Raw genomic sequence first — 25,442 nt, forward strand, 5'->3', positions numbered from 1 at the left:
CCGAGGTTCGACAACCGATGATATTTCGAACGAGCCATTAGAAAAATTTGGGAGTGGGCATGATCCGGCCTCAATTACCGCTCAATGCATTGCGCGCCTTCGAGGCCTCCGCCCGGCATTTGAGTTTCACCCGGGCGGCCGTTGAGTTGTGTGTCACACAGGCGGCGGTGAGCCATCAGGTCAAGAGCCTTGAATCGCAACTTCGCGTGACCCTGTTCAAGCGCTTGCCTCGCGGGCTGATGCTGACCAGCGAGGGCGAAACCCTGCTGCCGGTGTTGCGCGAGTCTTTCGACCGTATTGCACGCACCCTTGAGCGATTCGAGGGCGGACATTTTCGCGAGGTATTGACGGTCGGCGCGGTGGGGACGTTCGCGGTAGGCTGGTTGTTGCCACGGTTGACGGACTTCCAGGCGAAACATCCGTTCATAGATTTGCGCCTGTCGACCAACAACAATCGCGTGGATGTGGCGGCTGAAGGGTTGGATTACGCGATACGGTTTGGCGCGGGAGCCTGGCATGGGATTGAGGCAGTCAGGTTGATCGAGGCGCCGTTATCGGTATTGTGCGTTCCCGAAATTGCCCGGCAACTGAAAACACCGATAGACCTGTTGCAGCAAACGCTGTTGCGTTCTTATCGCACGGACGAGTGGCCTGAATGGTTTCAGGCCACTGGCCTCTCGACCCACGCAGCGCCGCCCCGAAGCATCGTCTTCGACTCATCGCTGGCAATGATGGAAGCGGCACTGCAAGGAGCGGGCGTTGCATTGGCGCCGCCGCTGATGTTCGCCCGACAACTGGCGGCGGGTGCAATCGAGCAACCGTTCGCCATCGGGATCACCACCGGCAGTTACTGGCTGACCCGTTTGCAGTCGCGCCCTGAAACGTCGGCGATGATGGCGTTCAAGCAATGGTTGCTGCAAGCAGCGCAAGAACCTGTAGGAGCGAGTTCGCTCGCGAAAGCGGTCTATCCGTCACATTGATGGTGGATGTGACGACGTCTTCGCGAGCAAGCCCGCTCCCACAGGGATTGAGGTTTTTCGATAGACCTAGCGCACCAGACACGGCCGCTTGTTATCGAACTTCCAGCCCGGAATCAGAAACTGCATCGCCACGCTGTCATCCCGGGCGCCCAGTCCCATGCCTTTGTACAACTCATGAGCCTTGGCCAGTTGATCCATGTCCAGTTCGACGCCCAACCCGGGTTTCTTCGGCACCTGCACGCAGCCGTCAACGATTTGCAGCGGTGCTTTGGTCAGGCGCTGGCCGTCCTGCCAGATCCAGTGGGTGTCGATGGCGGTGATGTCACCTGGCGCTGCGGCCGCAACGTGGGTGAACATGGCCAGGGAAATATCGAAGTGGTTGTTGGAGTGCGAACCCCAGGTCAGGCCCCACTCATGGCACATCTGCGCCACACGGACCGAGCCCTGCATGGTCCAGAAGTGTGGGTCGGCCAGCGGAATGTCCACTGATTGCAACTGGATCGCGTGGCCCATTTCCCGCCAGTCGGTGGCGATCATGTTGGTGGCGGTTTTCAGACCCGTGGCGCGACGGAATTCAGCCATGACTTCACGTCCCGAATAACCGTTTTCCGCGCCGCACGGGTCTTCGGCGTAAGCCAGTACGTGATGCTGATCCCGGCACAGGCGAATGGCTTCCTTGAGTGACCACGCGCCATTCGGATCAAGGGTGATGCGCGCATCGGGGAAGCGTTCGGCCAGGGCGGTGACGGCTTCGATTTCTTGATCGCCACTGAGCACGCCGCCCTTGAGTTTGAAGTCCTTGAAACCGTAGCGGGCGTGGGCGGCTTCGGCCAGACGGACCACGGCGTCGGCGGTCATGGCTTTTTCGTGACGTACGCGGAACCAGTCGTTGTCGGCGTCCGGTTCGCTACGGTAGGCCAGGTCGGTTTCATTGCGATCACCGACATAAAACAGGTAACCCAGCATCTTCACTTCGTCGCGCTGCTGACCTTCGCCGAGCAAGGCTGCGACCGGCACGTCCAGGTGCTGGCCCAAGAGATCAAGCAGCGCAGCTTCAAGACCGGTGACGGCGTGGATGGTGATGCGCAAATCGAACGTCTGTAACCCGCGACCGCCAGCATCACGATCGGCGAAGGTCTGGCGCACTTGATTGAGGATCTTCTGATACGTACCGATCGGACTGCCGATCACTAATGAACGAGCGTCTTCGAGGGTCTGGCGAATGCGCTCGCCGCCCGGTACTTCACCGACGCCGGTGTGGCCGGCGTTGTCCTTGAGGATCACGATGTTGCGGGTGAAAAACGGCCCGTGGGCGCCGCTCAGGTTGAGCAACATGCCATCGTGGCCGGCCACCGGAACAACCTGCATGCTGGTGATGACCGGGGCTTTGGCGGTTTCTTGTGCGTTCATTGTCATGTCCTTCAAAACAGTGCTCTTACATGAGTGTTCAGGCGTGATTGGGCGCTGGTTTGTCCAGTGCAACGGCTGGTGCGGATTTCGGTTTGTTGCGTGCGGCGAAGACGATGATTGCGGCAATGATCGAGGTCGCGGCCAGGCCGTACAGCCCGCCCTGAATCGAGCCGGTGCGTTCTTCCAGCAGGCCGAACGTGGTCGGCGCGACGAAGCCGCCGAGGTTGCCCACCGAGTTGATCAGTGCGATGACGCCTGCCGCGATCCGTGCGTCCAGATAAGCCTGAGGAATCGGCCAGAACAGCGATGACGCCGATTTGAAGCCCAGCGCAGCAAAGCAGATTGCAACGAAGGCGAAGATCGGCCCGCCGGTGGTGGACATGAACATCCCGGCTGCTGCGATCAGCAGGGCCGCAGCGACCCAGGCTTGTTGATGCTTCCATTTGGCCGACAGCGAAGCGAAGGCGTACATGCCGACGATCGACAGCAACCATGGAATCGAGTTGAACAACCCGACCTGAATGTCGCTCAGGTCGCCCATCTTTTTGATGATGCTCGGCAGCCAGAAGGTCGCGGCATAGATGGTCAATTGGATGAAGAAGTAGATCAGGCAGAACAGGATGATCTGGCGATCCTTGAGCAGCTTGCCCAACGACGGTTTGATCGGCGTCGCGGCTTCGCGGGCCAGTTGTTCGTCATCGATGGCTTTGACCAGCGCGTCTTGTTCGGCGCGGCTCAGCCATTTGGCGTCGTGAGGTTTGGAGTCCAGCCAGAACCAGACGAACACGCACAGCCCGACCGAGAACATCCCTTCAATGAAGTACATCCATTGCCAGCCGTGCATGCCCAAACCGCTGATTTGCAGCAGTAACCCGGACAGCGGGCCGGAGATCAGCGAAGCAATCGCCGAACCGCTGAGGAAGATGGCAATCGCCTTGCCGCGTTCAACGCCAGGCAACCAGCGGGTGAAGTAGTAAATCACTCCGGGGAAGAAACCGGCTTCGGCCACGCCGAGCAGGAATCGCAGGATGTAGAAGTGGGTTTCGTTCTGGATGAAGGCCATGCAAGCGGCGACCACGCCCCAGGTCAGCATGATGCGGGTCAGCCAGATTCGTGCGCCGACTTTTTGCAGGAGGATGTTGGAGGGGACTTCAAACAGCGCGTAACCGATGAAGAACAGACCGGCGCCGAGGCCGTAGGCGGCAGCGCCGATGCCCAGGTCATGTTCCATGTGGGCGCGGACGAAGCCGATGTTCACGCGGTCGATGTAGTTGACGATGAACATGATCACGAACAGCGGCAGAACATGGCGTTTCACTTTCGAGATGGCGGACTTCAGGACCGAATCGGCGCCATCGTTCATCCCGGATATGGATGTATTCACTACGTTATCTCCCACTGATTATTTTTATGCGGGGTGTGACGGGGGTGTTGCGATGTTGATAGACATCATACAACTACGTTTTTTCCTCCTGCAAGCCCTGTCGTCCAACAAAATGGCGCTTTATATAAGATTTGTTATTCTTTTTTCAGTAATGCATGAGCTTAGCTTCGGTCTTGAATGTCCGATTTGTTGAGTGTTGTCATACAAGTTGATCGGCTTTTTCCCGAGATTCCCGTCGGGCGCAGTGCTACGATTCCGGTAGCCCTGCTCTCGGATGATCGCCATGCAAGAAGACCTCGACGCGCCTGCCCGCAAGCGCACCCACAACCTGGCCCATGACCTGGTCGCCAAACTGACCCAGAGCATTTTGCTCGGGCAGATGCTGCCCGGTGACAAGCTGCCGTCCGAGAACACGATTGTTCAGGAACACGGGGTCAGTCGCACGGTGGTGCGCGAGGCGATCTCGAAGTTGCAGGCGTCCGGGTTGGTGGAGACCCGGCACGGCATCGGCACCTTTGTCATCGAACGAGCACCGGAGCAGGGACTGCGGTTGAACGTCGATACCGCGCTGGGGGTGCGCAGTATTCTGGAGTTGCGCATGGGCCTGGAAACCCAGGCCGCCGCACTGGCGGCAACCCGTCGCACCGAGCATCAATTGGCGCAGATGCGCGAAGCGCTGGACGACTATCAAAGCCTGCTGGCCAACAACGACAGCTGCGTCGAAGCCGACAAGCGCTTCCACTTGCTGATCGCCGAAGCCACCGGCAACGTGTGCTTCACCGAAATCATGCAGCACCTGGGCAGCGCCATGATCCCACGCACCCGCGTCAATGCCGCCGAGCGCGGCGCAGTGGACTTGAGCAAGCTCGGGCAACTGGCCAACCTTGAGCACGAGGCGATTCTCAATGCGATCAAACGCCAGGACCCGGATGCGGCGCGGGCGGCCATGTGGCTGCACCTGACCAACAGTCGCGACCGGTTTTCGGCCGATGGCTGACCGCCATTTGTCTACTCGATAGCACCTAACTTGCGGCCCTGCTTCCAACGAGTACGGCCCAGATTTGCTGGACCTCATCAGTGAGGTGCGTCATGGCTAACGATTCGATGTTCCAGGGCGCAACGCCCAACACCGACCCCACCCGACCCATTTCCGGTACCGACGAGCCGCGCATGGATCACGACGCGCCTCCCGGCATGGACCCTTCGCGAGACCCGACCGAGGTCGGCGACGATCGACCTGAAGACTGGATGGACCCTGAGGCGGCCGAGGACGTGCCTGCGCCAGATGAGCCAACACCGCTGTCCGATGACAGGCGATAAAAACAACGGCGCAAGGCCAATGCCTGTCAGTTAAGGCGCAGAGCCTGTGGGAGCGAGCCTGCTCGCGATAGCGGACTGGCAGACAACGTATGTGTTGAATATAAGACCGCTATCGCGAGCAGGCTCGCTCCCACAGGTTCTGCGCATCAACACAGATCGATCATCAGACGCTAGCCACCTGAACCACCGGCCTGCGCTCCAGATTCAAGGCCAACACGCTGACCAGCACCACCAGCGCTCCCGCAACGATCATCAACGTCGGCCGCTCGCCCAGTGCAAAAGAGGCAATTGCCATGGCGGTCGGTGGAATCAGATACAGCGTCATCGTCGCGCGGCTCAAATCCACATGAGTCAGCACATAGGCCCAGGCGAGATACGCGAGGGCACTTGGGAAAATGCCCAGCCCGATGACCGCAAGCTGCACTTCAACTGGAGCGGTGATGACCTGGCTCACCAGTCCCGGGAGATAAACCAACAGCAGCAGCGTCCCGAACCAAACCGTGTAACACACCAATGTCAGCCCGTCGTAGCGCCGCGAGTAATGCTTCTGCAAGGCAAAGTAAAAACTCCATGACACCGCCGCCAACACAATCAGCCATCCATGGGCGTCGATGCTCCCCAATCCGTGGTCACCGGCCACCACCATCACCACGCCGATCAATCCCAGAAAAACGCAGCCCCAGCGCCACACGCTCACCCGGTCCTTGAACACGAAACGCGCCAGCAACGTGCTGAACAACGGCGTTGATTGCGCCAACACACTCGAGGCTCCGGCGCTGATACTTTGCTGGCCGAAATTCAACGCGACATGGTGCAGGCTCACGGCAAAAAATCCGAGCGCGAACAGCAGCGGCAGGTCACGAGTTTTCGGCAGGCTAATGCCTCGGAACACTGCGACCACCGCCATGAATGCCGATGCCAGCAGAAACCGCAGCAGGGCTAGATGACCAGGATCATAGGCCTGCAAACCGATGTGAATGCCGGTCGGTGAGTAACCCCAGCAGCCGACCACAAATGCCATGGCCAGGAAGATTTTGACGGGCGAACCGGGGGAGGGCGTGAGTGGCTTCATGATCGGGCACCTGTAGGCGGATGCACCCAGTATCAGAAGCCTGACTGTTCTCCACAACTGACTTATAGTGCGTCAACTCTTCACTTTTGGTGACGTATGGAGCTGGCACAGATACGCATGTTCAAGACCGTCGCCGAGGTCGGCAGCATCGCTCGGGCAGCCGAGCTATTGCATTGCGTGCCGTCGAACATCACGGCACGGATCAAGTCCCTGGAAACGGAGCTGGGTGTCGCGCTGTTTCTACGCGAGGGCCGAGGGCTGCGAATCAGCCCGGCGGGGCAGACCTTTCTGGCTTATGCCTCGAAAATTCTCGCCCTGACGGCAGAAGCCAAGCGCGCGGTGGACCCTTCGGCCGAGCCGTCCGGGCCGTTGCGCATTGGCGCCATCGAGTCGTCGGCGACCGGTCGATTGCCGCGGTTGCTGGCGAAATTCCACAAGCGTTTCCCGGCGGTGGCACTGGAGCTGACCACCGGCACCTGGAGCCAATTGCTCGACGACACGCTCAATCACCGGCTCGACGGCGCGATCGTCGCCGTGGATGTCGAGCGCTCACACCTCAAGCGCACGCCGATGTACCGCGAGGAGCTTTTATTGATCGCCTCGACTTCACTGGGGCCGGTGCGTGACATCGCGGATTTGCAGGACAAGACCGTGTTCATGTGGCCTCAGGGCTGTCCCTACCGGGCGGCGCTGGAACATTGGTTGCTGCGGCAGGGGCAGGCGTTGCCGATTGTCAGCCTGGCCAGTTACGGGGCGATTGTCGGCTGTGTCAGTGCCGGGGCGGGTGTCGCGCTGGTGCCAAAAGGCGTGTTTGATCAGTACGCCAAAGGGGCGGGTTGCGCAGGGTATGAGTTCCCCGAGCTGATGGCGATCGACAATCTGTTTTACTGGCATGAAAACGCCGGGGTTCACCCGGCGCGAGAGGCGTTTGTGGGGATGTTGCGCGAGGAGTTCACGGCGTAATAGGCGTCGGGTCTGAAAGCCACCCCTCACCCCAGCCCTCTCCCCAACGGGGAGAGGGGGAAAGGGGGCCGATCTTCAAGCCTTTCAAACCTGAGTTCGACTCGGAATTTCAGGTCGATGTAGCTCTAAGAAACAACTCGGTCAGTCTCCTCGCCCCCTGGGGAGAGGGGAAAGGGAGCCGATCTTTGTGTTTTTCAAACCTGAGTTCGACTCGGAATTTCAGGTCGATGTAGCTCTAAGAAACAACTCGGTCAGTCCCCTCGCCCCCTTGGGGAGAGGGTTAGGGTGAGGGGTGGATTCAAGATACACCCACATCCCGCATCAACAACCCAAACTGCAAATCCACCGCATCCGGAATCGGCAGGTACACCGTATGCCCATCCCCCGGCGCCACTTCGATAGGCTCGCCCCTGACGTTTTGCAGTTGATGCAAGTCGAATTGGAAGTTGCCCTTGGGCGTCATCAGTTCCATGTGGTCGCCCAAACCAAATCGATTCTTCACCTTGACCTCCGCCATCCGGTCACGCCGCTCGCCGGTCAGCTCGCCGACAAACTGCTGCCGCTCCGACACCGAACTGCCGTGCTGGTAGTTCTGGTATTCGTCATGCACGTGCCGTCGCAGAAAACCTTCGGTGTAGCCGCGTTGGGCGAGGGATTCCAGATCCGTCATCAGACTGCGGTCGAACTCGCGACCGGCCACCGCGTCGTCGATCGCCCGACGGTAAACCTGGGTGGTGCGTGCGCAATAAAAATGGGATTTGGTCCGGCCCTCGATTTTCAGTGAGTGCACGCCCATCTGCGTCAGGCGCTCGACATGCTGCACCGCGCGCAAATCCTTGGCGTTCATGATGTAAGTGCCGTGTTCGTCTTCGAAGGCCGGCATCAGTTCATCGGGCCGATTGGCTTCCTGCAACAGGAACACCTGATCGGTCGGGGCGCCGATGCCCAGGGTCGGTTCGGGCTGGAAGGTCTGCACGATTTCGCCGAGCTGGTTTTCAGTGGCCTCTTGCGCCGAATATTTCCAGCGACAGGCGTTGGTGCAACTGCCCTGATTGGCATCGCGCTTGTTCATGTAACCCGACAACAGGCAGCGACCGGAATAGGCCATGCACAAGGCGCCGTGGACGAACACCTCCAGCTCCATCGCCGGGACTTGTTCGCGGATTTCGGCGATTTCTTCCAGGGACAGCTCCCGCGACAGGATGATCCGGCTCAAACCTTGTTGCTGCCAGAACTCGACACTGGCCCAGTTCACCGTGTTGGCCTGTACCGACAGGTGAATCGGCATCTGCGGATAATGCCGGCGGACCAGCATGATCAACCCCGGGTCGGACATGATCAGCGCGTCCGGCGCCATGGCAATGACCGGCGCCAGGTCTTTGAGGAAGGTTTTTAGCTTGGCGTTGTGCGGGGCGATGTTCACCACCACGTAGAAGCGCTTGCCTTGGGCCTGGGCCTCGTGAATGCCGAGGGCCAGATTGGCGTGATCGAATTCGTTGTTGCGCACCCGCAGGCTGTAGCGCGGTTGACCGGCGTACACCGCATCGGCGCCGTAGGCGAAGGCATATCGCATGTTTTTCAGGGTGCCGGCGGGGGCGAGCAGTTCTGGAGGCAGGAGAGTCATGGCAGAGTCGGTCACAAAAGCCGCCGAGAGTAAGCGGCTTGCCCGCGAGGTTCATTGATCTGGATCTATGCTTGATGAACAAACGGATGGCACTCGCGCGAACCGTGGCGGACTAAGCATCAGGACGCAACATTGTGTCCTTGCAGACTGACATGGATCGGACATGAACGAAGAGAAGCTACAAGACAAATCACTGGTGATCTTGCTGGGGCTGGTCACCGCCGCTTTCGTCTGGATTTTGCTGCCGTTTTACGGCGCGGTGTTCTGGGCGGTGATCCTCGGCATCCTCTTCGCGCCCCTGCACCGACGACTGCAACTGAAGTTCGGCTGGGAGCGCAATCTGACGTCGCTGCTCACCCTGAGCATCTGTCTGTTGATCGCGATTCTGCCGGTGATTGTCCTCAGTATCTTGCTGATTCAAGAAGGGGCCTCGGTCTACCACCGCATCGAAAGTGGCGAACTGGACATCGCCGGGTACGTGACGCATTTCAAACACAGCCTGCCGCCGTACTTCCAGCACTTGCTCGATCGGGCCGGGGTAGGCGAACTGGACGGGCTGCGGGAGAAAATCATCAAAAGTGCGGTGACAGGCAATGAGTTCATTGCCAACAAAGCCTTCAGTTTTGGTCAGGGTACGTTCGATTTCGTGGTGAGCTTTTTCATCATGCTCTACCTGTTGTTCTTCTTTCTGCGGGACGGCGCCGAACTGGCCCGCAAAGTGCGCGCCGCCGTGCCGCTGCAGGACAACCAGAAACGCCGTTTGCAACTCAAGTTCAATCGTGTGGTTCGAGCGACAGTGAAGGGCAACCTGCTGGTGGCGATCACGCAGGGTGCGTTGGGCGGTTTGATTTTCTGGTTTCTGGATATTCCGAGCGCGTTGCTCTGGGCGGTGCTGATGGCGTTTCTGTCGCTGTTGCCAGCGGTGGGGGCGGGGATTGTCTGGGCGCCGGTGGCGGCGTTTTTCCTGTTCACCGGAGCGATCTGGCAGGGCGTGGTGCTGGTGCTGTTCGGGATTTTTGTGATCGGCCTGGTGGATAACGTGCTGCGACCGATCCTGGTGGGCAAGGATACCAAGATGCCGGACTACCTGATCCTGATCTCGACCCTTGGCGGTCTGGCGATCTTCGGCCTCAATGGCTTTGTGATCGGGCCGCTGATCGCTGCGCTGTTCATGTCGAGTTGGGCAATTTTCATCGAAACCAAGCCGCGGGTGCAGCTGCCTTAAGCGCTGAGTTGGCCTCGGCCGATGCGTTGCGACAGTGCCTGGGCGGCTGGCAGCGAGGTGAGCGGACCGCTGATCGGTTCGCCGTCCTGCACCAGATACCAACAGGCGAGCAATCCTAGCTCTCTGAGCGGTGCGGGAACGGCACTGCCGATAACGGACATGATCTGAACCTGGGACATAAGTACCTCCATCAATCGATGGAGCCACCTTACGGAACGGACGCTTGAACGGACAATCAACGCTTTCGATAGTCGTCATTGATGCCAATGAGTCATCGGTTCAGTCGACCACCAAGTCCAGCATATGAACCACTTCCTGCTCGTTGAGCAGGCCTTTTCGCACCAGGTTTTCTGCCAGCAGCGAAAGAAACTTGGCGCTGCGATGGCCTTCCAGGTGCTTGAGTTCGGTCAATGCGTTGTACACCTTGCTGGAAGTGCACAAGCCGACAACGCGGTGCGGGTTTTGCGTGGGCATAAGGTCGTCCTTGTTTTTATCAACCTGTTGTTAACGGACAGATCCAAGAGTGCGGACCCGACATGACATAAATATGACCGTTTTCCCCAAAGCGGGGGAAGGATGGCGAGTCAATCTTGCCAACTTGCGCCGCAAAGACTGTCCCGACAGCGACCTTGGCGAGATTTATCCAGACCTCTGCCGACGGACGGTCACAAAAAAGGCCCCGCTATTGAGGCGGAGCCTGATGATTCCGTTACCAGCGGCCATAACCGTGGGGAGGGCCGTAGTAACCGCGCGGTGGACCGTAATAACCACGTGGTGGGCCGTAATAAACCGGCGGTGGGCCGTAATAGACCGGTTGCTGCACGTAGACCGGTGCCGGCTGGTAATAAACCGGTGGCGGGCCGTAGTAAACCGGTTGTGGCTGAACGTAAACCGGTTGCTGTACATAGACCGGGCGATTGCTGTTGATGAGGGCTGAACCGACGATGGCCGAGCCAACGATCGCACCAAATACCGCCGGTCCTTCCCAACCGTGACCGCCGTGACCGCCGCCAGCTTCTGCCTGCCCTGCGATAGCAAGCGCACCGATCAGCAAGGCTACTGTGGGGATTTTACGGATCATGATAGTTCCTCGGTTCTTCGCCCCGGCGCTTGTGTCTGCAATAGACCCAAGGATTGTCGCGGGGATACTTCTAAGACAGCTTTTTTTCCAAAATCAGCACAGCCATTGGGTAAATTTTGTGTAAGGTCTGTACTCGCTTCTTTACGGTTCAGTGAGGCCACGTGCAGACACACCGTTATGATCGATCAGACCCGATGGATTGGCTAATCCCGTCCATCCGAAAGTGCTATTGAAGGAGATTTTTCATGCAGATGAACCCCGACAGAGACACCCAGCTGTGCATGTCGCTTTCCGCACGTCCCGGGAACTTCGGCCTGCGGTTTCACAATCATCTGTATGAGCAACTGAACCTGAATTTTTACTACAAGGCCTTCAGCAGTCAGGATTTGCCCGGCGCCGTTGGCGGCATTCGCGCCTTGGGGATTCGAGGTTGCGGCGTGTCGATGCCGTTCAAGGAGGCGTGCATTGCGCTGGTCGATGAACTGGACCCCTCCGCTGCGGCCATTCAATCAATCAACACCATTGTTAACACTAACGGCCATCTCAAGGCTTACAACACCGACTACATCGCGATCGCCCAGTTGCTTTACACCCACCAAGTGCCGAAGGAATTGACCTTTGCCCTGCGCGGCAGTGGCGGCATGGCCAAGGCTGTGGCCAGTGCCTTGCGTGATGGCGGCTACAAAAATGGCCTGATTGTTGCCCGCAATGAGCGTGCCGGACGGGCGTTGGCCGAATCGCTGGGCTATCGATGGCAAGCGGAGCTGGGCTCGGAGCGGCCGCAGATGCTGATCAACGTCACACCGATTGGCATGAACGGCCCTGAGGCCGATCAGTTGGCGTTCGATGCTGAAACCATCGCTGCTGCCGAGACTGTCTTCGATGTCGTGGCAGTCCCCTCGGAAACACCCTTGATTGTGCGCGCTCGTGCTGAAGGCAAGCGAGTGATCACCGGGCTGGAAGTGATCGCGATCCAGGCGCTGGAGCAGTTCGTGCTGTACACCGGCGTGCGGCCGACCGATGAGCAGTTTCACAACGCCGTGGAGTTTGCCCGCAGTGGCCATGGCCATCCTGCTGCCCAATAAGCGAAACCGTGACTGAGGTGACTCATGCATCCTGCCATTCTTAATCTGGATCAGGCCGAACTTGAGCCGCTGCCCGAAGCGTTTGCCCCGACGGGAGACACCGCCGACCGCTATCGGCAACGGCAGGCGCGCATCGGCCAGCAACTTGGCGCGCAGAAGCTGGGTTATCGCCTGTACGCGCTGGAACCGGGGATGCGTGGCAGCCCGTTTCACAGTCATCGGGTCAATGAGGAAATGTTTTACATCGTGGCCGGGGAAGGGGAGATTCGCTTGGGCGCCGAGCGCTTTCCCGTTCGCGCCGGTGATGTCATTGCCTGCCCTCCGGGCGGCCCTGAAGCCGCGCACCAGATCATCAACACCAGCAACGCTGAGCTGCGCTACCTGGCAGTCAGCACCCAACAATCACCCGAGATTTGCGAGTACCCGGATTCCGGCAAGTATGCGGTGATGGACGACTTCAAGGTCGATGCCGAGGGCAATGCCTCGGGCTTCGTCGCCATCGCCCGGCCGGCCGACGGCGTGGATTATTGGGACGGCGAATAACCACAGCCTCGCAGGCTCGACAGCTGCTACATAGACCGTGTTGTTTATTCGAGGCGGGCCAGTCGCTCTTCCAGCGCCGCAATTCGCGCCTCAAGCTCTTCGATCCGCTCAACCGATACGCCGCCACCCGCGCCACGTTCGGCCGAGTTCTGCCTTGCCGCCAGGATCACTTCGATGTCCGCCGGGTCGCCCAAGGCGTGCATGTAGCGGTCTTCCCGCTGACCGGCCTGGCGCGGAATAAGCAGTGCTAGATCGCGAGCAATCAGCCGTTCCAGTTGATGCACCACCTGTTCGGCATCTTCAAAGTCATGCATGCGGCCGCTGCGGGTCAGCAGTTCATTGACCGTTTGTGGTCCGCGAAGGAATAACAGCCCCGTCAAAATCACTTGAGCGGGCACCAGTTCCAGTGCCTTGTCGACTTTGTGTTCCCAGCGATCCGCACGACTGCCCATCACCAGTTTGGTAAAGCCGCGACCTTCGAGGGCGCGCAGACTTTGGCCGACCTGACCCTGGGTCAGGTTCATCACCGGCTCGCGGCTGGTTTTCTGGTTGCAGGCAATCACCAGCGCATTGAGCGTCAGCGGATAGGTTTCCGGGCTGGTGGCCTGTTTCTCGATCAACGAGCCCAGTATTCGGATTTCCGTGCTGTTAAGCTGCGGCTCGTCGAACGTTGTCTCTTGCTCAGTACTCATGGTTCTGCGTCCTTCCCGGGGTCAATTTTTCTCCTGCTGGCATGCACTGTAGATTGACGTGTGTCAATGGCAACTGAATTCGTCACGCGTTCTTGCTATCGTCACAAAACCTAAATGAATAATTAACGCTATTTTTACAATCCAGCGAGCAACGTATGCATGCCGAGAGCTGGCGGGCCTGATTGCGGGCATCTGGTAGTTCTCCCATCGACGATACAAGCCTTATTGACTGGACTATGGAGCAAAGCATGAAGCTGACGTGGGTATTGGCCAAGAACAATGCGCTGATCGGCGCGAACTCCCAATGACTGTTCTGGTCACTGGCGCCGCCGGCTTCATCGGGTATCACACTGTTAAGCGTTTGTGCCGGGAAGGCCTTGAAGTCATCGGCATCGACAACCTCAACGACTATTACAGTGTTGAACTCAAGCGTGCACGGCTTAACGACCTTGCATCCTTGCCTGGCTTTCGTTTTCAGACCCTGGATATCGTCGACAAACCAGCACTGATGGCGTTGTTCAACGAACATCGTTTTACCGAGGTTGTGCACCTGGCGGCCCAGGCGGGTGTTCGCTATTCGCTGGACAACCCGGACGTCTACGCGCAATCGAACCTGGTGGGTTTTCTGAATGTGCTGGAAGCTTGCCGTCACTATCGTCCCGAGCACCTGATCTATGCATCAAGCAGCTCGGTGTACGGTACCAACAGCAAAATGCCATTCAGTATTGAAGACGCTGTCGATCATCCCATTTCACTGTACGCGGCCAGCAAACGTGCTAATGAGTTGATGGCTCACAGCTACTGTCATTTGTATGGCCTGAGGGCCAGCGGCCTACGCTTTTTTACCGTTTACGGACCTTGGGGGCGCCCCGACATGGCGCTGTTCAAGTTCACCGAAGCGATCCTCAACGGTTTGCCGATTGATATCTATAATCACGGCCAGATGGCGCGCGACTTCACTTACATCGACGACATTGTCGAAAGTGTCGCCCGTTTGCGCCTTCGGCCGCCGATCCCGGACGGGGAGGGCGACGGCGTTAACCGGATTTTCAATATCGGGCGTGGCATGCCGGTAGCACTGCTGGAGTTCGTCGATTGTCTGGAGTCGACGCTGGGGATCAAAGCGCAACGCAACTTTCTACCACTGCAGCCTGGCGATGTGGTCAAGACTTGGGCTGACGTATCGGCATTGACCCAATGGGTCGACTTCCACCCTCAGGTGACGGTGGAGGCGGGTGTAGCGGAATTTGTAAAGTGGTATCGCCACTTTTATCAGAGATGAAATGTTCGCCCTTGATAATAAGAAACCAAGGATTAAAGGGGGGACCCTATGAGTCATGAAATTTTTGTATCTGTACTGATTCCTGCAAAAAATGAAGCAAACAACCTGAAGCCATTGATTGAAGAAGTGCGCACAGCCTTGGCCGACGAGGCGTACGAAATCATCGTCGTGGACGATGGCAGTACCGATGCCACCTTGCACGAACTGCGGCAGATCAAAAACAATGGCCTGAGCACGCTGCGGATCCTGCGTCATGAGCGTTCGCTTGGGCAAAGCACCTCGCTTTACCATGCAGCGCTGGCTGCCAAGGGGCAGTGGCTGGCCACGCTCGATGGCGATGGCCAGAATGATCCTGCGGACATCCCCGGGATGTTGGCGCTGGTGCGCGGTGAACAAGGGCTGGCCGGCCTTCAGTTGGTGGCCGGGCACCGGGTCAACCGCCGCGACAACGCGAGCAAGCGCTGGGCCTCACGGTTTGCCAATGGATTGCGCAGCCGCATGCTCAAGGACCAGACACCGGACACCGGGTGTGGATTGAAGTTGATCGAGCGGGCGGCGTTTTTGCGCCTGCCGTACTTCGATCATATGCATCGGTACATTCCTGCACTGATCCAGCGCCATAACGGCCGAATGATCACTCACCCGGTCAACCACCGTCACCGCACAGCCGGGGTCTCCAAATACGGCAACCTGGACCGTGCCCTGGTGGGCATTCTCGACCTGATCGGCGTCTGGTGGCTGATCCGGCGCACGCGCCTGAACGCCACTGCGCAGGAAATCGAAGGATGAATCTCTCCCGTGAAACCCTGTGGCTGGTGGTCGGCTTCGCCGGCCAGATAGCCTTTACCGGTCGCTTCGTCTTGCAGTGGCTTTACAGCGAATACAAGAAACGCAGCGTGATTCCAGTGAGTTTCTGGTACCTGAGCATCGTCGGTAGCGCCCTGTTGCTCGCTTATGCCATTTACCGGGAGGACCCGGTATTCATTGCCGGTCAAGCCTTTGGCTCGATCGTTTATCTGCGCAATTTGCAGTTGATTGCTCGCAGCAAACACTTAAAGGACTGAGTCATGCGCAGAACGTTATCACCCCGGGTCGAATGCCTGGGTTTGATGGTACTCGCCCTGGTTTTGATCGGTGCCGGACTAGGACTGCGTCAGCCGCAGAATGTCGACGAGGAGCGATTCCTTGGTGTTGCGCTCGAGATGCTGCAGCACGGCTCGTGGCTGATTCCGCACCGTGCGGCAGAGATCTATGGCGACAAACCGCCGATTTTCATGTGGACGGTGGCGTTCTTCGCCTGGCTCACCGGGAAACCCTCCATCGCCCTGTATCTGCCGGGTCTTCTATCGGCCGTGACGGTCACCGCCGTGGTTTATGACCTTGGCCGCCGGTTATGGCATCAACGTGCGGGCCGGATGGCGGCGCTCTTGTACCTGGCGACCTATCAGACCTACAGCATCCTGCAGACCGGTCAGATCGACAGCTTTTTGATTCTGTTCACCTCCGTGGGTATGTACGGTCTGGCGCGGCACCTGTTGCTCGGGCCCGCCTGGCGCTGGTTCTACCTGGGCTGCGCCGCCATGGGCATTGGTGTGATCACCAAAGGGGTCGGCTTCGTTCCGGCCCTGATGCTGATTCCGTATGCCTATGCGGTGCGCAAAGGCTGGCCCGGTGTGGTGGCCATGCCCGGCGAGGCGCGCAAGTGGCTGCTGGGACTGCTGGTCATGCTGGGCGCCATCGCGATCTGGTTACTGCCTTTGGCCTTGTCCATCGCGCTCAATGGCACTGCTGAAGAGATCGCCTATGCGCGAGAAATTCTGCTGCGCCAGACCGCGGGACGCTATGCCGCCGCCTGGGACCATCGCGAGCCGTTCTGGTATTTCTTCGTTCACGTGATCCCGCAATATTGGCTGCCGCTGGTGCTGGCATTGCCGTGGCTGGTGCCCGCCTGGCGCCGGCAACTGCGCAAGCACGACGGCCGAGTGCTGGTGCTGCTGGGCTGGGTCGTGCTGGTGGTGCTGTTTTTCTGTATCAGCAGCGGCAAGCGCAAGTTGTACATCTACCCGGCGCTGCCCGGGCTGGTGCTGGTGGCTGCACCGCTGATTCCCTGGTTACTCAAACGCTGGTTCAGTCAGCGTCCGCGCGGTCGGCGGGTATTCCAGGCGCTGGTCGTGACCTGGTTTGCGCTTTGGATTGCCCGCGGTTTCATCGAACCGATCAAGGACGGTCCCAACCCTCACGAAGCGATCATGGCGCAAGCGGCGACCATGACCCACGGCGCCGACCTGGTGTTGGTCAATTGGCGCGAGGGCCATTGGCTGTTCGCGCGACAACCGATCGTGCACTTCGGGATGGTCGGCTCCACAGTCGAGCAGGCGGCACTGTGGTTGCGCGAACACCCTCAGGCGTATGCCTTGGTCCCCGACGAACTGTTGAGCCAGTGTTTCAATCCTCAGGCCGCGCGTGAGTTGGGCGAAACCTCCCGAGCGCAATGGTCGATCGTCGGCGCCGATGCCGATAACGGCCAATGCCATCCGCGACAACCCGTGAATGTCTATCGATTTACCTGGGATCGAGAAAAAGTATGAGCAAGGCAAGGAAGGCTGGAATTGTTCTGATCGCCGCGCTGGTCGGCGTTGGTGGGGTTTTCGTTCATTTTGGCTGGCCCGGGCAGTTGTACGCGCACTGGCATAACAGCTGGTATGGCAATCAGGCGCCAGACAAAAATATCTGGCTGCCAGACTACAAGGTCGCGGTCGAAGGCAAACCGATCCCGGGCATCACTGATATGTCCGGTCTCGCCTATGACCCTGATCACGACCGCATTCTGGGTATCACCAATGGTGTGCCTATGGAAATTCTGGCGCTGACCCGTGACGGCGATTTGCTCGAACGCTACCCATTGATCGGTTTCGAGGACACCGAAGGCATCGCTTACATGGGCAAAGGGCGGGTGGTCATCGTTGATGAACGGCAGCAGCGGTTGCACATTTTTACCCTGCCGGAGACCGCTGGACCCATCCGTGCGGATCAAACCGAATCACTCGCCATTGAGATCAACCTCAGCGCGCATAACAAGGGATTTGAAGGTGTGACCTATGACCCGGCCAATGACCGCATCTTCGCTATCAAGGAGCGTGATCCGCGGCAACTGTACTCAATCACCGGCATGCTCGGCTCCATTGGCAACCGAATGCAGATCCGTATCAAGGACTTGACGTCCTGGGTCGACCGCGGCGTTTTCAGCAAAGACCTTTCCGAGGGTTACTACGATCCTCGGACCGGCCACTTACTGTTGCTAAGCGAAGAGTCCAGCAACCTGACCGAACTGGACCAGCAGGGTAACTTCGTCAGTATTCTCTCCCTGCGCGCCTTGGCGGGTGACCTCAAGCGTACGCTTCCGCAAGCCGAAGGCATGACCATGGACAATAAAGGCGAGCTTTACATTGTGAGCGAGCCCAACCTGTTTTACCGGTTCACCCAAACGAAGGCCGGTCTGTCGGCGAGTGCAGAAAAACACTGATCAATTTGAGGTTTTCATGCCGGCGGGGGGCTAACTTGCGCAGCTCGTTCAGAGCTTGCGCTACGTTTCCCCTTGCGGATAAAAGACCCGCCGCAGGGGACCGTGCATGGCTATAATCGCCCCACGTTTCCCTCCTGTCACAACACGAGACTGCCATGACTATTTCTCTGTACGCCGCTTCCGTTCCGGTTTTCAAGCAAATGCTCAACGCCCTGAGCGACGTTTTGAACAAGGCCGAAGCCCACGCCACTGCCAAGAACATCGACCCGAATGCTTTCCTGCAAGCCCGTCTGTACCCGGACATGTTCCCGCTGGTCCGTCAGGTGCAGATCGCCGTTGATTTCGCCAAGGGCGTTTCCGCGCGTCTGGCCGAAGTTGAACTGCCAAAGTACGACGACACCGAAACCACCTTCGCCGAGCTGCAAGCGCTGATCGCCAAAGTGCTGGCCTTCATCGGCGAGATCAAACCGGAACAGATCGACGGCAAGGAAGGCATCGAAATCATCACCCGTCAGGGCACGCCGAAAGAGAAGCGCTTTACCGGCCAGGCTTACCTGTTGAGCTACGGTCTGCCGCAATTCTTCTTCCACGTCACTACCACCTACGCACTGCTGCGTCACAACGGTGTGGAAGTCGGTAAGCGCGATTACATGGGCGCGTTCTAAACCTCCCGACGTAAAAAAGCCCGCCAAGGTTCGCGCCTTGGCGGGCTTTTTGTTGGCTCTCTGGAGGAGCTGGGGGGGCGCCTAGCCCTTGCCGGCGATGGCGATCTCAAGTACGCCATCGCCGGCAAGCCGTGCTCCTACAAGTACATTGTTACGCCAACCGTTGGGCTTTCTCGTCTTCACCCAGGCACGCCGCCGCGGTGAACAGTACGTCTGTGGAGGAGTTCAGCGCGGTTTCCGCCGAGTCCTGCAGCACGCCGATGATGAACCCGACGGCAACCACCTGCATGGCGATTTCACTGGGGATGCCAAACAGGCTGCACGCCAGTGGAATCAACAACAACGAGCCGCCCGCCACGCCCGAAGCGCCACAGGCACAGATCGCCGCGACGATGCTCAGCAGGATGGCGGTCGGAATGTCCACGACGATGCCCAGCGTATGCACGGCCGCCAGGGTCAGCACGGTAATGGTGATCGCCGCGCCCGCCATGTTGATGGTCGCGCCCAGCGGGATCGAGACCGAGTAGGTGTCTTCGTGCAGGCCCAGGCGCTTGCTCAATTCGAGATTGACCGGAATGTTCGCCGCCGAGCTGCGCGTAAAAAACGCAGTGATGCCGCTTTCGCGCAAGCACGTGATCACCAATGGATACGGGTTGCGACGCAGCTTCCAGAACACGATGACCGGGTTCATCACCAGCGCCACAAACAGCATGCAGCCCAGCAGCACCGCCAGCAGATGCACATAGCCGATCAAGGCGCCGAAACCGGAGGTGGCGAGGGTCGAAGCCACCAGGCCGAAAATGCCCAGCGGCGCAAAACGAATCACCAAGCGCACGATCAGGGTAACGCCGTTGGACAAGTCGCCGAGCACTTCGCGAGTGGTGTCACCGGCATGGCGAATGGCAACGCCCATGCCAATCGCCCACGCCAGAATGCCGATGAAGTTGGCATTCATCAGTGCGCTGACCGGGTTGTCGACCACGCTCAACAGCAGACTTTGCAGCACTTCACTGATACCGCCTGGCGCGGTGACAGCAACGTCGTGAGTGGCCAACACCAGGCTCGACGGGAACAGCGTACTGGCGACAACGGCCACCACCGCCGCCGCAAACGTTCCCAGCAGATACAGAAACAGAATCGGCCGGATGTGGGTTTCCTGGCCGTGCTTGTGGTTGGCAATCGAGGCCATGACCAGCACGAACACCAGAATCGGCGCGACAGCTTTAAGCGCCGATACGAAGACTTTGCCGATGAACGCGGTGGACTTCGCCACCTCCGGTGCGAACAGGGCCAGGGCAATCCCGGCGATCAGGCCGATGATGATTTGTGTAACCAGGCTCAAGCGTTGCAGGCGTAACCATAGCGAAGGGGATGAAGCGGTCATAAAACGGCATCTCTGATTTTATTAGGTGCGGGGGTATCGCGACATCAATGCCAATCAATGGCCGATGAACAGGGTGTACGTATCGCAGGGCGCGGACTTTATCACAGCGTAGTCTTCATCCTTCAGACCTGTGACGATCTGCCGCCCGCGGGGTCAACAAGATCGGCAGGTTCGTGCAACCCTGATCGGAAACACTCTGTTAAGATTCGCCATCCTCATTTTCAAGTCATGCCAGTGGGCCTTCGGGCTATCGCTGGTGTTGTCGTTTTCTGGAGTTCTGCATGCTGTTGCCCATCCTTCTGTTGTCCGCTGCCGGTTTCACGGTGCTGACCACGGAATTCATCATCGTCGGCCTGTTGCCGGCGATCGCTCGAGACCTTGAAGTCAGCATCCCCCAGGCGGGGTTGCTGGTGACTTTGTTCGCCTTCACGGTTGCCGCATTCGGGCCGTTCCTGACCGCCTATTTCGCAAGGTTCGAGCGCCGCAAATTGTTCATCTCGGTGCTGATCATGTTCGGCCTGGCCAATACCCTCGCGGCGTTTGCGCCGAATATCTGGGTGATGTCCGTCGCCCGGTTGATCCCCGCGTTGGGGCTGCCGGTGTTCTGGGCGCTGGCCAGTGAAACCGCGGTGGACATTGTCGGCCCGGACTACGCCGGTCGTGCCATCGCCAAGATCGGTTTCGGGATTGTCTGCGCCACCGTGTTCGGCATTCCGGTGGGCACACTGATCTCCGATGCGTTCGGCTGGCGCAGTGCCTTCGGCCTTCTGGCGGTGATCGCGTTTGCCAAGGCGTTGCTGCTGTTTATCTACCTGCCGAAAACCAATCTGCATCAGCATCAAGTCAGTTTCCGCTCGCAGTTCAGGATCCTGCGCAGCCCGCTAATGGTGGGGCATGTGCTGCTGTCGATCCTGGTGTTCAGCGGCATGTTCACCGCCTACACCTACCTGGCGGACATTCTTGAGCGCCTGGCCGGTTTCAACGGCACGGTGGTCGGCTGGTGCCTGATGGGCTTCGGCGCGGTCGGCTTGATCGGCAACTCGCTGGGCGGCCGCGCGGTGGATCGTCATCCGTTGATGGCTTCGATGATGTTCTGCGCGTTCATGATCGCTGGCCTGGTGGCGCTGGTGCCGAACATTCATTCGCCGCTGGGTCTGGCAGCGGCGATGGGGATCTGGGGCGTGACTCAGGCAGCGTTGTTCCTGGTCAGCCACGTGCGATTGATGAAGGCTGCACCCGAAGCGCCGGCGTTCGCGGCATCGCTGAACATTGCCGGGGCTAACCTCGGGATCGGCCTGGGCGCGATGATCGGCGGCAGGGTCATCGACGGTGTTGGCCTGCAAGGTCTTGGTTTCGCGGCGGCCGCTTTTATCCTCGCCTCGATCCTCCTGGCCATCGCGCTGATGACCTTCAAGCCCCGCGAAGTCTGCGCCTGACATCTCACATCCCGGTGAACAACTCGCGTCGGGCACCTTCGGTAATGGCGACAATGCCGGGGTGCTTGACCTTGCGTTCCACCGAAATGGCGTAGAACGACTCGGTCACCGCGTCGGTCTGGCCAATCAGTTCCACGCCGTATTGGCGTATCACTTCATCGGCAATCACGCTCGGGCCGATGAATATCCCGCTGCCGGATTGGCCGAAAGCCTGCATCAAGGCGCTGTCGTCGAACTCGCCGACGATGCGCGGCTGTATCTGCTGCTCGGCAAACCAGCGCTGCAAGCGACTGCGCACCACGGTCTCCGGCCCTGGAATCAGCAGCGGTGCGCCGTGCAGGCTGCGGGGGAAATCCTGACCGTATTGGGCCGCCAGTTCAGCCGTGGCGAAGAAGCTGATCCCGCATTCCCCGAGTTTCTGGCTGTAGCCCTTGATGTCCAGGTGCGAGGGCATCGGGCTGTCGGAGATCACCAGGTCGAGCCGCTGGATCGCCAGGTCGGCGAGCAGGCGTTCGAGTTTGTCTTCGCGACAGGTGATGCGCAGCGGCTCGCTCAATTCCATGGTCGGCGCGATCAGGCGATAGACGATGGATTTGGGCACCACATCGGCCACGCCAACCCGAAACAGAATCTGCTGTTCGTTGGGCTGTGCCCGCAGCATCAGCTCCAGTTCGCCGCCCAGCTGAAACATTTGCTCGGCGTAGGGCAGGGTCTGACGGCCGGCTTCGGTGAGTTCCAGCTGCCGGCCAACTCGGCGAAACAACTCGATGCCATAGGTTTGTTCGAGCAGGGAAATCTGCCCGCTGATGGTCTGCGGCGTCAGGTTCAGCTGCTCGCAGGCGCGCACAATGCTGCCGGTCTTGGCCACCACCCAGAAGTAATGCAGCTGTCGATAGTTGAGCATGGCGACCTACAGTTCGTTAAAACCGAAGTATAACCGCTAAAAATACGAATTTTCCTGAAGTGTTTGCCTCCCTAGAATGCCCCGCTATCGACGGGTGGCCTTTTCGCCCTGTCTGTTCTATCGAGGAAAGCATCATGAAGCTTAAAACCACGGCACTGCTGATCACGTCTTTACTGGTATTGGCCGGTTGTGACCAGGCCGAAAAAAGCGCTCAGCAACTGATGGACAAGGCTGCCGAAACCGCCAAACAAGCGATCGACGACACCCACAAAGCCGCAGAACAGGCAATCAGTGATGCCACTGGCGGGCTGATCAGCAAGAAAGAACAACCGGCCAAAGAAACGGACAAAACCGAATCTACGTCCCAGGAAATCTAAACCGTCTTAAAGAGTCAGGACTGACCCATGGAATACCTTTTAGAACTTATTGCAAGCCCTACTGCCTGGGTCGCCCTGGCGACGTTGATCGTCATGGAAATCGTGCTCGGCATCGATAACCTGATCTTCATTTCGATCCTGACCAACAAACTGCCTGAGCAGCACCGGCAGAAGGCGCGGCGCATTGGTATCGGCATGGCGCTGATCCTGCGACTGGCGCTGCTGAGCACCATCGCGTTCATCGTCCAGTTGACTGAGCCTGTGATCGATATCTTCGGCCAGACGTTCTCCTGGAAGGACATGATCCTGATCGCCGGCGGCCTGTTCCTGTTGTGGAAGGCCACCACCGAGATCCATCACAGCATGGACCCGGCGCCGGAAGATCCAACGTCGGCCACCTCGACCGTGACCCTGGGCTTTGCCGCCGCGATCGGTCAGATCCTGCTGCTGGACATGGTGTTCTCTATCGACAGCATCATTACCGCTGTCGGCATGACCGAGCATTTGCCGATCATGATCATCGCGGTGGTGGTGTCGGTACTGGTGATGTTGCTGGCGGCTGATCCCCTGGCCAAGTTCATCAACGACAACCCGACGGTGGTGATGCTGGCGCTGGGCTTCCTGATCATGATCGGCATGACGCTGATCGCCGAAGGCTTCGGCGCCCATGTACCGAAAGGCTACTTGTATGCGGCCATGGCGTTCTCGGCGACGATCGAGGGTTTGAACATGATGTCGCGACGGGCGAAGCAGAAGCGTATAGCCGCTGAAGCTTAACTGGCGCTAAACGAAACGGCCGCCTGCGCTCGAAAGAGCCCAGGCGGCCGTTTTTGTCTGGAGATCTAAGGGGTGCCGGTCAGTGCGCGGTAGCGTGCTGTTCTGCGGTTTTATCGGGTTTCGCCACTGGCGTCGACTGAGCCGGATGATGGTGCCGGCGGGTAATGCGCAGGACCCCCCATAACATGGCGGCGGCAACGGCCAGCCAGCCAGAAATCAACATCACAATGGTCATTGTCAGGCTCATCAGTGCCTCCTCTTCGCCCTGCTGCGGGCACACACTCTTTGCAAATGACAGTCTAGTCGCTGCTGTGTTTCAGGCTATTGACCAAAGGTGGGCTGTCACCAATCAGTTCGCTCTATCGAATCCCATCATCTGCCGGTTAAGGCTATACCGTTGCCGCGCGGCGTCCTATGATCGACGGCCAAGCCGGGAGCGCGAATACCTGGCGTCCAAATCAAGAGAGTAATAATGGTGCGGGTATTTTCTCGAGTTCGATCTTTAGTGCTGGTCGTTGGCTGCGTAGCAGGTCTGGCTGGCTGCGCGGGGAGTGTGGCACCTGAAATCAAGCGCCTGCCGGAGCGAGTCGAGCTCAGTGGTACGTTCTACCGTGGCGTGGCGAATCAGAGTGGACCGCAAGTGCTGGCCAGCATGTTGTCCCAGCAAGGCATTGTGATTACGCCAGGCTTGCTCGAAAAACCGTTGCATTTGCCGGGTGCCGAAGCCCAGTTGCAGCAGAACATGCAAAACCTCGCTCGCGAGTACGGCATGGTCGTCTATCCCCTCGACAGCAATCTGCCTGCCCTGTTGACCCAGGTTGCGGCCGGTTACCCGGTGATGGTGCGTTTCACGGAAGGCTCGGCGTTCTGGGCTGAACCGCGTTACGCCATTCTTGCCGGGTACAACCGCCAGAAGCAGACCGTGCTGCTGCGCTCGGGCATGAATCATCGGGAGTTGATGGGCTTCGGTTCGTTTGAATCGGCGCTCAAGGATGCCGGTGGCTGGGCCGTGCTGATTCAGAAGCCGAATCAACTGCCGGCCAATGTCGATCAACAGCGATGGCTCAAGGCCGCGAGCGACCTTGCCCAGGCAGGTCAGGAGCAGGCAGCCGCCACGGCGAAGAAAGCGCTGAACGCGCAATAAGTCCGTTCGTCATTTATCGGGCACCCTTGCACTTTGCCGACCTCTAATGGAGAAGGGCCTGGTTTTTCCGGGCCGGACTCAAAGGAGGCGCCCATGGCACATTCCACTACCCCTGTCGGCCCACATTCGTCTGAGCATTCTTCGGGTGATGAATTGGGCTTCGATCCCGATTCGCCAGACCTCGCCGATCCTCAGGTCGACCCCATCGGACCTGCCAAGGCGCCCAGGGATGTGAAGCCAGGCGACAATACCAAGGCTCCCGCGAAGCCTTACGATCCACTTGCCAATCTGAAACCCTGAGCCTGAGTGAGGTGCGTATGTCTACCGATTCGAGTTTTGACGACAAACGTCCGGACAGCGTTCCAACCACGCCACAAGAGAGCGTTGACCCTGTGATGGACCCGAACGATCCGTTAAGGGATCCCTTGGCGCGTCCGATGGTAGTGCCAACGGAACATCCCCACCGCACGAGAGATCCGAGTGCCGGGGACGGCATTCCGGATGACGACCAGATGCCGCTGCCCAATGACTGACGCCGGACGAAAAAAGCCCCGAATAATCGGGGCTTTCT

Annotated in this window: 29 protein-coding genes and 1 pseudogene; 19 read left to right on the forward strand and 11 right to left on the reverse strand. The window is 58.9% G+C overall.

Features of this window, described 5'->3' with window-relative positions; all coding sequences use genetic code 11:
- Positions 1-59 precede the first annotated feature (59 nt).
- Positions 60-980, forward strand: coding sequence for a LysR family transcriptional regulator (locus IB252_RS23630; RefSeq protein ID WP_192410448.1), 921 nt, complete (start codon positions 60-62; stop codon positions 978-980).
- 66 nt (positions 981-1,046) lie between these two features.
- Here IB252_RS23630 and gudD read toward each other — a convergent pair whose 3' ends face one another.
- Together gudD and IB252_RS23640 are read right to left on the reverse strand one after the other, a co-directional pair.
- A complete protein-coding gene (gene gudD, locus IB252_RS23635) occupies positions 1,047-2,390 on the reverse strand; it encodes a glucarate dehydratase (protein WP_192410449.1) in 1,344 nt (447 codons plus the stop codon).
- Positions 2,391-2,427: 37 nt separating this feature from the next.
- Complete coding sequence (locus IB252_RS23640; protein ID WP_192410450.1) at positions 2,428-3,774, reverse strand: MFS transporter; 1,347 nt, start codon at positions 3,772-3,774, stop codon at positions 2,428-2,430.
- 283 nt (positions 3,775-4,057) lie between these two features.
- On the opposite strand from IB252_RS23640, the gene IB252_RS23645 reads away from it, so the two are divergent.
- Together IB252_RS23645 and IB252_RS23650 are read left to right on the forward strand one after the other, a co-directional pair.
- Complete coding sequence (locus IB252_RS23645; protein WP_192410451.1) at positions 4,058-4,771, forward strand: FadR/GntR family transcriptional regulator; 714 nt, start codon at positions 4,058-4,060, stop codon at positions 4,769-4,771.
- A 92-nt stretch (positions 4,772-4,863) separates the two neighbouring features.
- Positions 4,864-5,094 carry a hypothetical protein gene (locus IB252_RS23650; RefSeq protein WP_111452407.1) on the forward strand — a complete coding sequence of 77 codons (231 nt, stop codon included), beginning with the start codon at positions 4,864-4,866 and terminating at the stop codon, positions 5,092-5,094.
- Between the two features lie 163 nt (positions 5,095-5,257).
- Here IB252_RS23650 and IB252_RS23655 read toward each other — a convergent pair whose 3' ends face one another.
- Positions 5,258-6,166 carry a DMT family transporter gene (locus IB252_RS23655; protein ID WP_192410452.1) on the reverse strand — a complete coding sequence of 303 codons (909 nt, stop codon included), beginning with the start codon at positions 6,164-6,166 and terminating at the stop codon, positions 5,258-5,260.
- A 96-nt stretch (positions 6,167-6,262) separates the two neighbouring features.
- Here IB252_RS23655 and IB252_RS23660 point away from each other — a divergent pair, with 96 nt between their 5' ends.
- Positions 6,263-7,129, forward strand: coding sequence for a LysR substrate-binding domain-containing protein (locus IB252_RS23660; protein WP_192410453.1), 867 nt, complete (start codon positions 6,263-6,265; stop codon positions 7,127-7,129).
- A gap of 298 nt (positions 7,130-7,427) precedes the next feature.
- On the opposite strand, the gene yegQ is transcribed toward IB252_RS23660, so the two are convergent.
- The gene (gene yegQ, locus IB252_RS23665; protein WP_192410454.1) at positions 7,428-8,753 is read right to left on the reverse strand and encodes a tRNA 5-hydroxyuridine modification protein YegQ; all 1,326 of its coding nucleotides are present in this window, start codon (positions 8,751-8,753) and stop codon (positions 7,428-7,430) included.
- A gap of 163 nt (positions 8,754-8,916) precedes the next feature.
- Here yegQ and IB252_RS23670 point away from each other — a divergent pair, with 163 nt between their 5' ends.
- On the forward strand, positions 8,917-9,978 hold the full coding sequence (locus tag IB252_RS23670) for an AI-2E family transporter (RefSeq protein WP_192410455.1): 1,062 nt from the start codon (positions 8,917-8,919) through the stop codon (positions 9,976-9,978).
- Here the strand turns inward: IB252_RS23670 and IB252_RS23675 are convergent.
- From IB252_RS23675 to IB252_RS23685, 3 genes are all read right to left on the reverse strand, one after another.
- Positions 9,975-10,157 carry a hypothetical protein gene (locus tag IB252_RS23675; RefSeq protein WP_111449100.1) on the reverse strand — a complete coding sequence of 61 codons (183 nt, stop codon included), beginning with the start codon at positions 10,155-10,157 and terminating at the stop codon, positions 9,975-9,977. The genes IB252_RS23670 and IB252_RS23675 overlap by 4 nt on opposite strands.
- A 100-nt stretch (positions 10,158-10,257) precedes the next feature.
- Positions 10,258-10,452 carry a hypothetical protein gene (locus IB252_RS23680; RefSeq protein ID WP_111449099.1) on the reverse strand — a complete coding sequence of 65 codons (195 nt, stop codon included), beginning with the start codon at positions 10,450-10,452 and terminating at the stop codon, positions 10,258-10,260.
- Positions 10,453-10,687: 235 nt separating this feature from the next.
- Positions 10,688-11,059: a hypothetical protein gene (locus tag IB252_RS23685; protein WP_111449098.1), complete on the reverse strand. Its 372-nt coding sequence runs from the start codon at positions 11,057-11,059 to the stop codon at positions 10,688-10,690.
- A gap of 245 nt (positions 11,060-11,304) precedes the next feature.
- Here IB252_RS23685 and IB252_RS23690 point away from each other — a divergent pair, with 245 nt between their 5' ends.
- Positions 11,305-12,144, forward strand: coding sequence for a shikimate 5-dehydrogenase (locus IB252_RS23690; protein WP_192410456.1), 840 nt, complete (start codon positions 11,305-11,307; stop codon positions 12,142-12,144).
- A gap of 24 nt (positions 12,145-12,168) precedes the next feature.
- The gene (locus tag IB252_RS23695; RefSeq protein ID WP_111449096.1) at positions 12,169-12,687 is read left to right on the forward strand and encodes a cupin domain-containing protein; all 519 of its coding nucleotides are present in this window, start codon (positions 12,169-12,171) and stop codon (positions 12,685-12,687) included.
- A gap of 44 nt (positions 12,688-12,731) precedes the next feature.
- On the opposite strand, the gene IB252_RS23700 is transcribed toward IB252_RS23695, so the two are convergent.
- Complete coding sequence (locus IB252_RS23700) at positions 12,732-13,379, reverse strand: YceH family protein (protein ID WP_192410457.1); 648 nt, start codon at positions 13,377-13,379, stop codon at positions 12,732-12,734.
- Between the two features lie 304 nt (positions 13,380-13,683).
- On the opposite strand from IB252_RS23700, the gene IB252_RS23705 reads away from it, so the two are divergent.
- The 6 genes from IB252_RS23705 to IB252_RS23730 all read left to right on the forward strand — a co-directional run bounded on the left by IB252_RS23705 (position 13,684) and on the right by IB252_RS23730 (position 18,849).
- Entirely contained in the window at positions 13,684-14,661 is a 978-nt protein-coding gene (locus IB252_RS23705) for an NAD-dependent epimerase (protein WP_111449094.1), read from the forward strand.
- Positions 14,662-14,709: 48 nt separating this feature from the next.
- Positions 14,710-15,450: a glycosyltransferase family 2 protein gene (locus IB252_RS23710; protein ID WP_192410458.1), complete on the forward strand. Its 741-nt coding sequence runs from the start codon at positions 14,710-14,712 to the stop codon at positions 15,448-15,450.
- A complete protein-coding gene (locus tag IB252_RS23715; RefSeq protein ID WP_008148397.1) occupies positions 15,447-15,725 on the forward strand; it encodes a lipid-A-disaccharide synthase N-terminal domain-containing protein in 279 nt (92 codons plus the stop codon). The genes IB252_RS23710 and IB252_RS23715 overlap by 4 nt, the downstream gene beginning before the upstream one ends.
- Positions 15,726-15,728: 3 nt before the next feature.
- Entirely contained in the window at positions 15,729-17,249 is a 1,521-nt protein-coding gene (locus IB252_RS23720) for an ArnT family glycosyltransferase (protein ID WP_192410459.1), read from the forward strand.
- Positions 17,246-18,184 carry an SdiA-regulated domain-containing protein gene (locus tag IB252_RS23725; protein ID WP_192410460.1) on the forward strand — a complete coding sequence of 313 codons (939 nt, stop codon included), beginning with the start codon at positions 17,246-17,248 and terminating at the stop codon, positions 18,182-18,184. The genes IB252_RS23720 and IB252_RS23725 overlap by 4 nt, the downstream gene beginning before the upstream one ends.
- Positions 18,185-18,339: 155 nt before the next feature.
- Positions 18,340-18,849, forward strand: coding sequence for a DUF1993 family protein (locus tag IB252_RS23730; RefSeq protein WP_008148402.1), 510 nt, complete (start codon positions 18,340-18,342; stop codon positions 18,847-18,849).
- A gap of 151 nt (positions 18,850-19,000) precedes the next feature.
- Here IB252_RS23730 and sstT read toward each other — a convergent pair whose 3' ends face one another.
- Positions 19,001-20,233, reverse strand: coding sequence for a serine/threonine transporter SstT (sstT, locus tag IB252_RS23735; RefSeq protein ID WP_192410461.1), 1,233 nt, complete (start codon positions 20,231-20,233; stop codon positions 19,001-19,003).
- A gap of 281 nt (positions 20,234-20,514) precedes the next feature.
- On the opposite strand from sstT, the gene IB252_RS23740 reads away from it, so the two are divergent.
- Entirely contained in the window at positions 20,515-21,669 is a 1,155-nt protein-coding gene (locus IB252_RS23740; RefSeq protein ID WP_111449089.1) for an MFS transporter, read from the forward strand.
- 4 nt (positions 21,670-21,673) lie between these two features.
- On the opposite strand, the gene nhaR is transcribed toward IB252_RS23740, so the two are convergent.
- The gene (gene nhaR / locus IB252_RS23745) at positions 21,674-22,573 is read right to left on the reverse strand and encodes a transcriptional activator NhaR (RefSeq protein ID WP_192410462.1); all 900 of its coding nucleotides are present in this window, start codon (positions 22,571-22,573) and stop codon (positions 21,674-21,676) included.
- Positions 22,574-22,707: 134 nt separating this feature from the next.
- On the opposite strand from nhaR, the gene IB252_RS23750 reads away from it, so the two are divergent.
- Both IB252_RS23750 and IB252_RS23755 read left to right on the forward strand, forming a co-directional pair.
- Positions 22,708-22,950, forward strand: a complete 243-nt coding sequence (locus tag IB252_RS23750) for a hypothetical protein (protein WP_111449088.1) — start codon at positions 22,708-22,710, stop codon at positions 22,948-22,950.
- 27 nt (positions 22,951-22,977) lie between these two features.
- Positions 22,978-23,727 (forward strand): TerC family protein, encoded by a 750-nt coding sequence (locus IB252_RS23755; protein WP_192410463.1) that lies wholly within the window; start codon positions 22,978-22,980, stop codon positions 23,725-23,727.
- A gap of 79 nt (positions 23,728-23,806) precedes the next feature.
- On the opposite strand, the gene IB252_RS23760 is transcribed toward IB252_RS23755, so the two are convergent.
- Positions 23,807-23,974, reverse strand: coding sequence for a hypothetical protein (locus tag IB252_RS23760; protein ID WP_165934015.1), 168 nt, complete (start codon positions 23,972-23,974; stop codon positions 23,807-23,809).
- 167 nt (positions 23,975-24,141) lie between these two features.
- On the opposite strand from IB252_RS23760, the pseudogene IB252_RS23765 reads away from it, so the two are divergent.
- The 3 genes and pseudogenes from IB252_RS23765 to IB252_RS23775 all read left to right on the forward strand — a co-directional run bounded on the left by IB252_RS23765 (position 24,142) and on the right by IB252_RS23775 (position 25,404).
- Positions 24,142-24,871, forward strand: a pseudogene (locus tag IB252_RS23765) (peptidase C39 family protein).
- Between the two features lie 93 nt (positions 24,872-24,964).
- Entirely contained in the window at positions 24,965-25,171 is a 207-nt protein-coding gene (locus IB252_RS23770) for a DUF6021 family protein (RefSeq protein WP_008148414.1), read from the forward strand.
- 17 nt (positions 25,172-25,188) lie between these two features.
- Positions 25,189-25,404, forward strand: a complete 216-nt coding sequence (locus IB252_RS23775; RefSeq protein WP_111449085.1) for a hypothetical protein — start codon at positions 25,189-25,191, stop codon at positions 25,402-25,404.
- Positions 25,405-25,442: the final 38 nt, after the last annotated feature.

The organism is Pseudomonas sp. PDM10, from assembly GCF_014852295.1.
Taxonomy (GTDB): domain Bacteria; phylum Pseudomonadota; class Gammaproteobacteria; order Pseudomonadales; family Pseudomonadaceae; genus Aquipseudomonas.